The organism is Sinisalibacter lacisalsi (assembly GCF_014640115.1).
Taxonomy (GTDB): Bacteria; Pseudomonadota; Alphaproteobacteria; order Rhodobacterales; family Rhodobacteraceae; genus Sinisalibacter; species Sinisalibacter lacisalsi.
Genome location: NZ_BMGI01000003.1, coordinates 103,373 through 116,260, shown reverse-complemented (window position 1 = coordinate 116,260; position 12,888 = coordinate 103,373). Strand labels below are relative to the sequence as shown.

The following is a 12,888-nucleotide window of genomic DNA, read 5'->3' as shown; positions in this document are numbered from 1 at the left end:
TCAGAACCGCACCCCCAGCCTGAAATCGGCGCGCCAGGCATTGGCGGCGAGAAACAGGTTCGCGTCGCGCAATGGCTTGGCCAATGAAACCTCGGCCACCATGTTGGCACCGATCTGGAAAACGCTGCCCACGCCCGCCGAAAAAAGCGGGTCCTGCGCCGTGGTCGTTCCCGCCGCCCTGTCATAGGCGCGGCCGGCATCGACGAAGGCGAACGGCTGGGCCGTAACCCTCCAGACATCGTCGTCGTTCAGGACGAAGGGCGTCGAGCGCTGCACCTGAAGCGACCCGAAAACGAAACTGTCGCCGGCACTGTTGCCCGACGGATAGCCGCGCACCCGCGTCGGGCTGCTCAGCGTGTTGCGGAAGCGCGCGGGCGAGTTGTCGCCAAGGGCGTATTGCCAGCCCAACCGGCCGAACACCTGCCAGTCGTCGGATATCTGCGCACTGGCAGAGCCTTCTCCCCCCAGCAGCGTCGTTCTGCCCGCGCCCAGGGTTCCGTCGGTCCAACGCACGTGCTGAAGGGTTTGATCATAGGACAGGCCGCCGCCCTCGAAGAGCCGGCTGTAGCTCGCCCCGAGCAGAAACGCGGTGCCGCCCTGATCGGTGGTCAGCACACCGAGAGAGCGGCGTTCATCGCCGAACCGCTGCAGGCTGGCGCGCAGCGTCAACTGCCGCGTGCGCTCCACGATCACCGGATAGCTCGCGCCCAGTTCTGCCGACCAAGCCGTGCCCGTTTGGGCCGGACCCGTGACCGTTCGGCTCTTCTCGAGGCTTCCGGCGGCAAACACCGAAAACCCGTCGGCACTGATCGGCAGCGCATAGCCCACCGCGGCCGAGCGCAGGCCCTCCGACAGCGTCACCGAGGCCGAGAACGGATCGAGCTGGCCCAGCAACGAGGCATGGCTGACCGAAACGGTCAGTTGCTCGCGCCCGAAGGATGGGCTGCCGTGGTTGTCGATCGCCGCCGAAAAGCTCAGGGCCGGCGGCTCGGCCGGCGTCACAAAGAGATCGAGCAGATCGGCGCCGGCGCCTTGCTGAACCGCGATTTCCGTGGTGACCCCGGTCAGAAGCTCAAGCCGGGTCTGGCGCGCCTCGATCCGGCGGGTGTCGGCCAGCTCGCCCGGCCTGAGCGCGAGCCGGCGGGCATAGACCGCACCCGGCGCGAGCACGCCGTCCCTGGCCTGAACCTGCCCGATGCGCGGCTCGTAGAACCCGAGTTCCACCAGCCCGCGTTGCAGGTCTATCTCGCGGATCACCACGTTCGCGAGGGTGATCCCGCGGGCGCGATACATCGCGTTAAACGGTGCGGTGAGGCTTTCAAGATCGCGCAGATCCACCTGTCTCCCGATCAACTGGCGGATCACCGCGTCGACGGCGTCCGGGTCGAGATACTGCGAGCGCGGCACGGAGATGCGGCGCAGGGTGAACCGTGTTTGCACCGTGGCAGGGCGGGGCGCCGAGGCTGCGGCGGACTTAGCGGCTTCGTCCCGGGCCGCCGCCTCGGCCTCGAGGGCAAGTTCCTGCGCCGGGGTCAGGGCAGTGTCACCGGCCGCCGCATTGTCGTCACCGACCTCGACGACAACACTCTCCACAACGGCAGGCGCATCATCCGGCGTTTCGGTCTGGGCGTCCGCGGGCAGGGCAACCTGCAGCGCACAGGCCAGAACAAGCGCGCGAACCGACCAGGGCCGGGGCTGCATCATCGAGATCATGACTGGCAGGTTCATCGTGCTCGGGACAATCGCTACGTCATCAGGAAACCTGGGACAGGTTGAAAAATGTGGTAACTCTGTTCGTCTGAGATTAACCTCGGTTACGAAGGCTTGGAAAAGCGCTAGATCGCCATCAAGCGGGTTCCGGTTTTGAAATCGCCCCAATCCAGCCTAGGATATTCCGAATATACCCCAGATGGTGTAAGACGTTTGTATTGACCCGAACGACATTAGTGACCGCCTCGGCCGGTTGCGGCAGAAGCGGCACCATTTTGAAATGGTCTTGGTGTGCACATGAAGATTGACGCAGGTCTTCTCGAAGCGATCTATCAGACGGCCCTGCTTCCGCAGAAATACGATGGCCTCATGGATGAATGGGGCGCGCGGATCGAGACACTTGTTTCCAACATGCCCGACGATGCGGTGCAGGATGGCACCGAGCCCGACCAGAGCGAGTTGGACGAGGCGTTTCCCTACCTGTCTACGTCGCTGAAAATAATGGAAACGCTCGACAAATCGCGAGACAAGGCGGCCGGCAAAACGCAATGGTCGGTGAGTGCGAAGCTGCTTCTCAGCGCCGGAGGCCAGGTGCTTTGGTGCAACGGACGCGCCCAGCGCCTGTTCGGGATCTCGCATGCCAGCCGGCTTGAAACCCTCGCGATGGACCCGGCAACCCGGACACGCATCAGCAAGGTTCTGTCTCGTCTCGATACCGCCCCTGCGCCCGGCGAGACCGGCGCGCCCTTGATCGTTCAGATGTCGCCCGTCGGGTCGGCCGCACCAGTTTTCATGATCGCCAACCGGCTCGAACAGCCCGGCAACCAGACGGTGCTGATACTGGAACAGACCGACCCGGTCTGGTCGGCGGCGGTGGAGGCCAGCTTGCGCGGGTCGTTCGGCCTGACCGCGAGCGAAACCCAGGTTCTCGCCGCGCTTTGCGACGGGAAGACGATCGCCGAGATCGCCGAGGCGCGCGGCCGCCAGGTTTCGACCCTGCGCACGCAGGTCAAATCCATCCTGCGCAAGACGGCCGTGGGTTCACAAGCCCAGCTCGTGCGCCTCGCGCTCAGCGTGGCGGCGCATGTGGAAGCGATCCTGCCGGAAAACGAGCGCCGCGCCGCTTCGATCCAGTTTCACACGCTGCCGGACGGACGCAGGATTCCATTTCACGATTACGGACCGAAGGGCGGCAAGCCGGTCGTGTTCCTGCACGGCATGCTCGACGGGCTGAGCTTGATCACCGGGTTTGAGTCCGCGTTGCACGAAGGCAATCTGCGGATCATCGCACCGGAGCGGCCCTATTTCGGCTCGGCGCCCGGTTGCGGCCGCCGGGTTTCGGACATGGTCGACGGGGTGGCCGGTGACGTGCTCGAAATCCTCGATGCGCTCAAGCTCGAGCGGGTGGCCGTTGTCGGCCACATGGCGGGGGCGGTCTATGCTTATGGCCTTGCAGCGCGCGCGCCCGACCGGGTGTCGGCGATCGTGAACGTCTCGGGTGGCGTGCCGATCCGCTCGATCGCGCAGTTCAAGCACATGTCGCGCCGGCAGCGCACGATTGCCTACACCGCGCGTTTCGTTCCACGTGCCCTGCCGCTGCTGCTTCATGCCGGCGTGCGACAGATCGAGTTTGGTGGCATTCGCGATTTCGTCGAGGCGCTCTACGAGTCCTCCGAACCTGACAAGGCGCTTCTGGCCGACGCTGCGGCGGCGGGGTCAATCATGGATGGCATCAAGTTCGCGGTGGGCCAAGGCTACAAGGGTTTCGAAATCGACAGCTATCACGTGGTGCGTGACTGGTCGGCCTACCCGGAAGCGACCCGTTGCCCCGTGCACCTGATACACGGGCGCCACGATCCGGTTGTGGCGTTCGCCTCGGTCGAGGACTTCGCGAAAAGGCTGGGGCCAAGATGCCGGTTGATCGGCGTAGAAGAGGCCGGGCAGATGGTGATCTATGCCCGGCCCGATCTGCTGCTTGAAACGCTGGCGGCGCTCTGAACCCGGCTTACGCCTCGGCCTCGGCCACATTCGGTTTCGCGGCCTTCTTGCCTTTCTTCGCCGCCGCGGCGGGAAGATCGGAGATCCGCTGAACGAGGTGGCCCATGTGCCCCAGCGAGGCGAGATGGAAGTGGATCAGCGCCAGCGTATCGTTGCGGAACAACTCGGCGATCGTATCCGTCTCGAGCGCGGCGAGCTTGGCGCGGTTGACACGGCGGAAGCCGGTCAGCGAATGCGACTGGCCATCGGGCAGCTTCATCGTGGCCACCGCCGGCTCAAGCAGATCCAGCTCGACCAGCCGGGCGCAGAACGACCGCGTGAGCACGTGCTGGGTCTGGTAGTCGGAGGTGAACTGCAGCATGTTTTCGAGGTAACGGGTGCGCTCGCCGTCGCTGTCGAACAGGCGCTCGCCGCGGCCCTCCTTGTTGAGCCCCTCGAACCCCTCGTCGATGCAAAGCGTGAGGGTTTCGCCGTTCTCGCCGCTGGCCGCGAAGACGAAGGGATAGCGGCGCAGAAAGGCCGGCACGTATTGCCCCGTCCAATTGCCCTCGGGCGAGACGAACAGGTTTTCCTCCGCCCGCAGCCCAAGCAGGGCGACCGGCGCAACATCGTCTCCTTCACCGGCGAAGACGATCGGCATCTCGATGCAGGCCGGCTCGAATTCGGCAGCCACGATCGGCACCGAGTTCAGCGTTTTCGAAAAGGCCCAGTTCGCACCGGTGCGCACCGAGATATCTCGATGGGTTTCCGCCGAAATCGGAACGGCGTTTTCGTAGATCAATAGCTGGTTGGTCATATCTGTTCTGCCTTTATGTTCGTTGCCCGCATCGCAAGGACACCGGTACGGGGCCGGAAAACGCTCCGGCGAAAGCCTCACAAGGATTGGGAAACGCGACCAAAAGTCAAGACGCCCTCTCCCCTGCGAAAGCCGCTTCGCACGCGCTGCGAGGGTCAGGAGATTGCGAGCCCGCCTTCGTCTTCGATGAAACGCACCACCTGTTCAACCCCGATACCGTTGCGCAGCTGGGCCAGAACGTAAGGGCGCGCCCCGCGGGCGTGTTCGGTGTCGGCCTCCAGCCGGGCAAGATCGACGCCCACGTGTGGCGCGAGGTCGGTCTTGTTCACCACGAGAAGGTCCGATTTCGTCACCCCGGGCCCGCGCTTTCGGGGAATGTCCTGCCCAGCGGCGGTGTCGATCACGTAGATCGTCAGATCGGCAAGCTCCGGGCTGAACGTGGCGGCGAGATTGTCGCCCCCCGATTCGATCAGGATCAGGTCGAGATCGGGGATCGTCCTGCGCAGATCGGCGACGGCGGCGAGGTTGATCGAGGCATCCTCGCGGATCGCGGTATGCGGGCAGCCGCCGGTTTCGACCCCCCGGATCCGCTCACCCGGCAGAACCTGCGCGCGGATCAGGAACTCGGCATCCTCGCGCGTGTAGATATCGTTGGTGATCACCGCCATCGAGCAGCGCGCGGCCAGCGCGCGGGCGAGGTGCTCCGTCAGCGTCGTCTTGCCCGCGCCCACCGGTCCGCCGATGCCCACCCTGAGCGGGCCGCTCATCTTGCCTTTGTTCATGTGCGGAAAATCCTCACCTCCATGGTTTCGTGTTGCAGCGCCGCAAGGTCGCCCGCCAGCGCGCAGCCGGCGAGATCATCGAGCGGCGCGACGGCGGCGGCTTCGGCCAGCGAAGCGGTCAACGGCTGCAACCGGTGCAACACCGCTTGCGCCTCGCTCTGGCCCAGCGGGACGTGCCGCGTGGCGATGGTGACGAGATTGCCCGCGAAGCCTTGCAGGTGCAGCGCCGCGACATCCGCCTTGGGCAGGCCCAGCCCCCGCGCCGCCTCGCCCAGCGCCACCGGCAACATGCGCGCAGGCAGCGCGCGCCCGGTGATGGCCGCCACGGTGCGGGCGAGGGCCGCACCCTGCTCCTGCCCCTCCTGCAAGCGTTCGGCGGAGGGCTGAAGCGCGCGGGCGAGATCATCGAGCGCCTCGGTGTCGGCATCGGCATCAAGGGCGTGAGCGAGCAGCACCGCGTCTTGCCAGCCGGCACCGAACCGCAGGATGTTTTCCAGCCAAAGCTCAAGGCTGGCTGCGTCGGTCACGTTGCCCAGCGCGATCTCGCGCTCAAGCCCATGCGAATAGGCGAAGGCGCCGGTGGGAAAGGCTGGCGAAAGCCATTGCACGAGCGCGAGGTGGGCCGGCGTCAGCATCAGGCGTGGGAATGGTCGTGGTGGTGGTCGTGTCCCATGGTGCGGCCTGCGCCATAGGCCCCGCCCTCGGGGCGGAACGGGCCTGTGACCGGGCGCAGCCGGGCGCCGAGCTGGGCGAGCATCGCCTCGATCACGTGATCGCGGCGGATGCGCAGGGCCGCGGCCCCGATCTCGCAGGGGGTGTGCCGGTTGCCGATGTGCCAGGCCAGCCGCGCCAGATCGCCCGTCACTTCCACAAGGTCTTCCGGCGCGGGCTCCACCCCGATCGCGCGCCCGTCTTCGAGCTGGAAGCCCCAGTGATCGTCAAGGTTGGTCACCTCGGGAAGATCGGCGAGGAAGGCCAAGCCTCCCTTTGTCACCAGCCTGCGGCGGCGCAGCAGGCGTTGGTCATAATCCAGGACCACATGGTCGACGGCTTGCCCCGGGGGATGTTTCAACAGGCTGCGGGAAATGGGGAGATCAGTCATCAACCAGCCTCAATACATGAAATAGCGTTGCGCCAGCGGCAGTTCGCTGGCCGGTTCACAGGTGAGCAGCACCCCGTCGGCGCGCACCTCGTAGGTTTCGGGGTCAACCTCGATCCGCGGCGTGGCGCTGTTGAGCTTCATGTCGGCCTTCTGCAAGCCACGGCAGCCTTCGACGGCCACGGTATCCTTGCGAAGCCCCAGCCGCGCACCGACCCCGTCGGCCTGCGCCGCGGCGCTCACGAAGCTGACCGAGGATCGCTCAAGGCTGCGGCCCAGCGCGGCGAACATCGGCCGGCCATGCACGGGCTGCGCCGGGATCGACCCGTTGGGATCGCCCATCTGCGCCATCACGATGCTGCCGCCCATCAACACCATGTCGGGCTTGGCCCCGAAGAACGCGGGCGACCACAGCACGAGATCGGCGCGTTTGCCCGGCTCGATGCTGCCGATATGGGTGGACATGCCATGCACGATGGCCGGGTTGATGGTGTATTTGGCGATGTAGCGGCGCACACGCAGGTTATCGTTGTCGCCGGTTTCGCCGTCGAGCGGCCCTCGCTGGCGCTTCATCTTGTGCGCGGTCTGCCATGTTCGGGTGATCACCTCGCCCACCCGGCCCATCGCCTGGCTGTCGGAGGCCATCACCGAGAAGGCCCCCAGATCGTGCAGGATATCCTCGGCTGCGATGGTCTCGCGCCGGATCCGGCTTTCGGCGAAGGCCACGTCTTCGGGGATCGCCTTGTCGAGGTGGTGGCAGACCATCAGCATATCGAGATGCTCTTCGATGGTGTTGACGGTGTAGGGCATCGTCGGGTTCGTCGACGAGGGCAGGATGTTCTGCGACGACACCACCTTGATGATGTCGGGCGCGTGGCCGCCGCCCGCCCCCTCGGTATGGAAAGCATGGATCGTGCGGCCCTTGATCGCGGCGAGGGTGTTTTCGACGAAGCCGGATTCGTTGAGCGTGTCGGTGTGGATCATCACCTGAATATCGGTGTCCTCGGCCACGCCCAGGCAGCAATCAATCGCGGCGGGGGTGGTGCCCCAATCCTCGTGCAGCTTCAGCGCCGAGGCCCCGGCGCGCACCTGCGCGTGAAGCTCATCAGGCAGGCTGGCGTTGCCCTTGCCGGCGAAGGCGAGGTTCATCGGCAAGCCATCGGCAGCTTGCAGCATCCGCCCGATGTGGAAGGCCCCCGGCGTGCAGGTCGTGGCGAGCGTTCCGTGGGCCGGGCCGGTGCCGCCGCCAAGCATCGTGGTGATCCCCGATTGCAGCGCGTCGTCAACCTGCTGCGGGCAGATGAAATGGATATGCGAGTCGAAGCCGCCGGCGGTCAGGATCTTGCCCTCGCCCGCGATGATCTCGGTCCCCGGACCGATGATCACGTCAACGCCCGGCTGGGTGTCGGGGTTTCCGGCCTTGCCGATCGTGTCGATACGCCCATCGTGCAGGCCGACATCCGCCTTGTAGATCCCGGTATGATCCACGATCAGCGCGTTGGTTATGACGGTATCCATCGCACCTTCTTCGCGGGTGATCTGGCTCTGGCCCATGCCGTCGCGGATCACCTTGCCGCCGCCGAATTTCACCTCTTCGCCGTAGGTGGTCAGATCGCGCTCCACCTCGATGATCAGGTCGGTATCGCCCAGCCGCAGCCGGTCGCCAGTGGTGGGGCCAAACATGGCCGCGTAGTCGCGGCGGGAGATCGTCCAGGACATTTCAGAGCTCTCCCATCACGCCGCCATTGAAACCGAACACCCGCCGCGCCCCGCCATAGGGCACCAGCCGAACTTCGCGCGCCTGCCCGGGCTCGAACCGAACCGCCGTGCCGGCGGGAATGTCGAGCCGCTGCCCGCGCGCGGCGGCGCGGTCGAAGTCCAGCGCCGGGTTGGCCTCGGCGAAATGGTAGTGGCTGCCGACCTGCACCGGGCGGTCGCCGGTATTGGCCACCATCAGCACCGTGACCGGCGCGCCCGCATTCAACGTGATCTCGCCCTCGGCGGGCATAGTTTCTCCGGGGATCATCGGCGCCTCCTATCGGATCGGGTTGTGCACGGTGACAAGCTTGGTGCCGTCAGGAAAGGTCGCCTCGACCTGCACCGAGTGGATCATCTCGGGGATTCCCTCCATGCATTGCTCGGCGGTGATCACATGCGCCCCCGCGGCCATCAGGTCGGAAACGGCACGGCCATCGCGCGCGCCTTCGACCACGAAATCGGTGATCAGCGCCACCGCCTCGGGGTGATTGAGCTTCACGCCACGTTCCAGCCGCCCGCGTGCCACCATGGCGGCGAGGCTGATCAGCAGCTTGTCCTTTTCCCGGGGAGTGAGGTTCATCTCGTCGGTCTCCTAGATCTGCCATACCCGCGGCGGCGGGCCCGGCTTGAGCACCGCCAGCAGCCGCAGGATCTGTTTTCTGAGCGGCCACCCATCCGCCGCCATGAGCCGGACCACCAACTTGCCGTCGAACCCCGAAGCGCCACCGGATACGCCCGCCTCGTCCAGCTGCGCGCGCACCGGACCCACGGCGTCTTCCGCCCCCGGCCTGACCATGACCAGCGTCGCGAAGGCGCGCGCGCCGTGCAGAACGGCCACGCCGGAGGTGAGCGCCTCGGTGCCCAGCCGAAGCGGCTCGATGAACACGTGGCGCCCTTCGCGCAGGATGCGGCGCCGGTCGGAGAAGGCGATACGGGCAAGGGTTTCTCCCATCGCCGCGCGGCCCAGAACCACGGCTTCCAGCATCAGGCAGGCGGCGCCCCTGCCCAGTTCGATCACCGTCTCGCGGCGCAGGGCGCTGTCGTCGAACAGGATGGTTTCCTGCGGCAGCCAATCGAGCGTCGCCCCCGCGCCGAGCCGGTGCTCGACGGAAACTTTCGCCTCCGGCCCGTTGCTGCGGTAAGCGCGCTCGGCGGTCTGGGTGGTGGCCGTTGCTTGGCAGCCGGCCGCCAGATCGAGCCGATAGCGCAAGTGGTCGCCGCCGGCGAGGCCACCCGAGGTGTTGAGAAACACCACCTCCAGCCCGGACACCCCGCGATGAATGAACGCCTTCGCCGATCCAGCCTGTTCCAGTCCTTCCAGCCGCGCCCCCGCCGGCCCCGGGCGCAGCCGTACATGGGCCAAGCCGTGGCTGCGCTCGAAACGGGGGATCGCACTCGTGTTCGGGGGCATTCGCGGCTCCGGCTTTGACGAGTCGAACGCTACGCCTTGCGCCGGTGCGGACCAGACCAAGCGCTGGATCAGGGCCAGCGTTCCAGTCATGATGATCCGGATTGCCCATTTTTCGGGCGGGATGTCGTGGAATTCAGCAACAGGCGGATCGACAGGGCGAACTCCGCGCCCCCGGTCACGACGGCGCAACTTTCGAGGCGCTCGATTGAGTGGCATCGCGGCACTCCAGGCCCGAGCGCAGGAGCGGTATTCGAATGGGAACACGTCGCGGGCCGCGCCCGGGTTACCGGGCACGCAATCACGCCGAACCAGCGAAGCGGGCATCCGAAGAGGCGTAAGCGTCCGGTTAGGCCGCGTATTTTGACCAGTTCCACGGCAGGAGATCATCCACGCGGGTGATTTTGTAGTCGGGGATGCAGGCCAGCGTATCGGCGAGCCATCCTTGCGGGTCCACACCATTCAGCTTGGCCGTTTCGATCAGGGTGTATACGATGGCGGCGGCGCGGCCGCCGGTCTGTGAGCCGACGAACAGGTAGTTCTTGCGTCCGATGGCCACCGATCGCATGGCGCGCTCGGCTGTGTTGTTGTCCAGTTCGAGGAAGCCGTGATCAAGATAGGGCTGAAGCCGCTTCATTCGCGTCAGTCCGTATCGGATCGCCATGGCCAGCGGCGACTTGCCGGAGATCGTCGGCAGTTGGTCGTGAAGCCAACTTTCCAACCCATCGAAGATCGGCGCAGCTCTTGCTTGGCGGATCTCGACACGCCGGTCCGGCGGCGATCCCCGCGCCTCCTTCTCGATGGCATAGAGCAGCGCGATGCGCCGGATGGCCTCGTCGGCGATCGCCGATCCCTGGGCCCTGTGGACGTCGACGAACTTGCGCCGGATATGGGCCATGCAGGCGACCTCGTGGATGTCGCTGGACCGGTAGATGTCCTCGAACCCGGCGTAGCCATCGGCGTGCATCCAGCCTTGATAGCTTGCCAGATGATCCTTCGGATGCTGTCCCTTCCGGTCGGGCGAGAAGCAATACCAGCTGGCGGGTGGAGCATCGCCATTCCAAGGCCGCTCGTCCCGACCATAGGCCCAGAGACGCGCTGTCGCCGTCTTGCCGGTGCCGGGCGCCAGCATCTTCACCGGGGTGTCGTCCGCGAAGATCGCCTGTCCGGCCAGCACATGCCGTCCGATGGCATCGGCGAGCGGTTCCAGCAGTGCGGTGGACTTGCCGACCCAGTCCGCCAGCGTCGAGCGGTCGAGGTCAAGCCCCTCGCGCTCGAAGATCTGGCTCTGGCGATAGAGCGGCAGATGGTCGGCGTATTTGGAGACCAGGACATGGGCCAGCAGACCAGGACCGGGGCGACCGCGCTCGATCGGTCGCGATGGCAAAGCGGCCTGGGTGAAGGCTTCGCAACCGGAACAGGCCATGCGGGGACGGACGATCCGGTTTACGATGAACCAGCCCGGAACATACTCCAGCTCTTCGGTCACGTCCTCGCCGAGGCGGCGAAGGGTTCCGCCGCAATGGGCACAGTCCTCGTCGCCGGTGGTCAGTTCGATCTCTTGGCGCGGGATGTGATCGGGGATGGGACGACGCTTCGGCTTGTTCTTCTCCTCGTCCGGAAGCCGCAGCTTCGCGGTCATCTTCGCGACGGCGACCTCGCTCGCCTCGAGTGCCAGCTGAAGCTGTTCGATCGTCTCCGACGAGGTGCCAAAGCGATGGCTTCGGTGACCGGCCAGCTGATGACGCAGCTTCTCTATCAACATCGCCTGCGACTTCACTTCGGCGAGCAGAAGCGCCGTGAACCGCCGCAGCTCCTCGGGGTCTTCTGGCAGGGATTTGGCCACATCCAGCATGGCTAATCATAGCAAAACAAGGATGAAACGGGAATCCCGAACATGCTGTCGCACTCGGTTTATCCTGCCTTGAGCGGCGGCCAGCTACGCTGCGGCAGACGCCAGTCGATCCCCTCCAGCAGCATCGCCAGCTGCGCTGGCGTCACGGCGATCTTGCCCTCCGTCGCCGACGGCCACACGAACCGCCCCCTCTCCAGGCGCTTCGAGAACAGGCATGCGCCCTGACCGTCCCACCAGATGATCTTGATCAGATCACCGCGCCGACCGCGGAAGACGAACATGTGCCCCGCGAACGGGTCCTGCTTCAGCACCGTCTCAGCCTGGGCCGCGAGCGTGGTGAACCCGCGCCGCATGTCGGTCACCCCGGCCGCCAGCCAAACCCGCGTGTTTGCCGGGACGGGGATCATCCTGACAGGCCCCAGATCAGCCGGACCAGCGCATCGGGGTCGTAGGCCCCGCTGATCCGCAGCTTATGACCACTGACCTGCTCCCGTGAAAGGTCCTCGGTTTGAGGTTAGCCTGTTCTCCAACTGAGGAGACAGACGATGAAGAGAAGCCGTTTCAGCGAAGAGCAGATCATTGGCATCTTGAAGGAGCATCAGGCTGGGCTCGGTGCGAAGGAGCTGTGCCGCAAGCACGGGATCAGCGACGCGACGTTCTACAAGTGGCGATCGAAGTACGGCGGCATGGAATTGTCTGACGCACGGCGTCTGAAGGCGTTGGAGGCGGAGAACGCCAAGCTGAAGAAGATGCTGGCCGAGCAGATGCTCGACGTGGCCACTCTCAAGGAGATGTTGGGAAAAAACTTCTGAGGCCCGGTTCGAGGCGACGCGCCGTGGACTGGGCCATGAAAGAGAAGAGCTATTCGCAGCGCCGTGCCTGTGCGCTGGCCGGGATCGATCCGCGTGTCTACCGGCGGCAACCGAAGCGGTCGGAGGATACGACGCTGCGCCGGCGGCTCCGCGAGCTGTCTGCCGAACGGCGACGGTTCGGCTATCGGCGGCTCCACATCCTGCTGAAGCGGGAGGGCTGGGAAGTGAACTGGAGGAAGCTCTACCGGCTCTACAAGGAGGAAGGGTTAACAGTGCGTAAACGAGGCGGGCGCAAACGCGCTGTTGGCACCAGGGCACCGATGGCGATCCCGCAAGGTCCGAACCAGCGCTGGTCGCTCGACTTCGTGTCCGACACGCTCTCTGAGGGGCGCAGGTTCCGTATCCTGAACGTGATCGACGACTTCAGCCGGGAATGCCTGGCCTCGGTGGTCGACACGTCTCTGTCGGGCATCCGTGTCGCCAGGGAGCTGGACCGGATTGCGGAGATGCGGGGCTATCCTTGCATGGTGGTGTCAGACAACGTCCTATGTCGGGAACATCTGGCTGCTTAGGTCAGCAGGTCGTGTGGCATCCGGCTGTCCGGATACCGTGATAAGGTTGCCCAGACGGGCTCTGCCGTCAAGAAATGATCTCTTCCATAGCAAACACA

General features: G+C 65.5%; 12 protein-coding genes and 1 pseudogene. 2 read left to right on the top strand and 11 right to left on the bottom strand.

The window, feature by feature from the left end:
* A complete protein-coding gene (locus IEW01_RS10100) occupies positions 1–1,728 on the bottom strand; it encodes a ShlB/FhaC/HecB family hemolysin secretion/activation protein (RefSeq protein ID WP_188527510.1) in 1,728 nt (575 codons plus the stop codon).
* 279 nt (positions 1,729–2,007) lie between these two features.
* On the opposite strand from IEW01_RS10100, the gene IEW01_RS10095 reads away from it, so the two are divergent.
* Positions 2,008–3,708: a bifunctional helix-turn-helix transcriptional regulator/alpha/beta hydrolase gene (locus IEW01_RS10095; protein ID WP_188527509.1), complete on the top strand. Its 1,701-nt coding sequence runs from the start codon at positions 2,008–2,010 to the stop codon at positions 3,706–3,708.
* 7 nt (positions 3,709–3,715) lie between these two features.
* On the opposite strand, the gene IEW01_RS10090 is transcribed toward IEW01_RS10095, so the two are convergent.
* The 10 genes from IEW01_RS10090 to tnpB all read right to left on the bottom strand — a co-directional run bounded on the left by IEW01_RS10090 (position 3,716) and on the right by tnpB (position 11,813).
* A complete protein-coding gene (locus tag IEW01_RS10090) occupies positions 3,716–4,504 on the bottom strand; it encodes a SapC family protein (RefSeq protein WP_188527508.1) in 789 nt (262 codons plus the stop codon).
* A gap of 155 nt (positions 4,505–4,659) precedes the next feature.
* Complete coding sequence (gene ureG, locus IEW01_RS10085) at positions 4,660–5,286, bottom strand: urease accessory protein UreG (RefSeq protein WP_438810821.1); 627 nt, start codon at positions 5,284–5,286, stop codon at positions 4,660–4,662.
* The gene (locus IEW01_RS10080; protein ID WP_438810820.1) at positions 5,283–5,921 is read right to left on the bottom strand and encodes an urease accessory protein UreF; all 639 of its coding nucleotides are present in this window, start codon (positions 5,919–5,921) and stop codon (positions 5,283–5,285) included. The genes ureG and IEW01_RS10080 overlap by 4 nt, the downstream gene beginning before the upstream one ends.
* Entirely contained in the window at positions 5,921–6,388 is a 468-nt protein-coding gene (locus IEW01_RS10075; protein ID WP_188527507.1) for an urease accessory protein UreE, read from the bottom strand. Before IEW01_RS10075 ends, IEW01_RS10080 begins: the two co-directional genes overlap by 1 nt.
* A 9-nt stretch (positions 6,389–6,397) precedes the next feature.
* A complete protein-coding gene (gene ureC / locus IEW01_RS10070; RefSeq protein ID WP_188527506.1) occupies positions 6,398–8,104 on the bottom strand; it encodes an urease subunit alpha in 1,707 nt (568 codons plus the stop codon).
* A 1-nt stretch (position 8,105) separates the two neighbouring features.
* Entirely contained in the window at positions 8,106–8,411 is a 306-nt protein-coding gene (locus IEW01_RS10065) for an urease subunit beta (protein WP_188527505.1), read from the bottom strand.
* Between the two features lie 9 nt (positions 8,412–8,420).
* On the bottom strand, positions 8,421–8,723 hold the full coding sequence (locus IEW01_RS10060; RefSeq protein ID WP_188527504.1) for an urease subunit gamma: 303 nt from the start codon (positions 8,721–8,723) through the stop codon (positions 8,421–8,423).
* Between the two features lie 12 nt (positions 8,724–8,735).
* The gene (locus tag IEW01_RS10055; protein ID WP_188527503.1) at positions 8,736–9,554 is read right to left on the bottom strand and encodes an urease accessory protein UreD; all 819 of its coding nucleotides are present in this window, start codon (positions 9,552–9,554) and stop codon (positions 8,736–8,738) included.
* Between the two features lie 346 nt (positions 9,555–9,900).
* Positions 9,901–11,406, bottom strand: coding sequence for an IS66 family transposase (gene tnpC / locus IEW01_RS10050; protein WP_188527502.1), 1,506 nt, complete (start codon positions 11,404–11,406; stop codon positions 9,901–9,903).
* Between the two features lie 59 nt (positions 11,407–11,465).
* The gene (gene tnpB, locus IEW01_RS10045; protein ID WP_188527501.1) at positions 11,466–11,813 is read right to left on the bottom strand and encodes an IS66 family insertion sequence element accessory protein TnpB; all 348 of its coding nucleotides are present in this window, start codon (positions 11,811–11,813) and stop codon (positions 11,466–11,468) included.
* 138 nt (positions 11,814–11,951) lie between these two features.
* Between tnpB and IEW01_RS10040 the strand changes: the two are divergent.
* Positions 11,952–12,760 (top strand): annotated as a pseudogene (locus tag IEW01_RS10040) (IS3 family transposase); the annotation flags it as partial.
* Between the last annotated feature and the right edge of the window lie 128 nt (positions 12,761–12,888).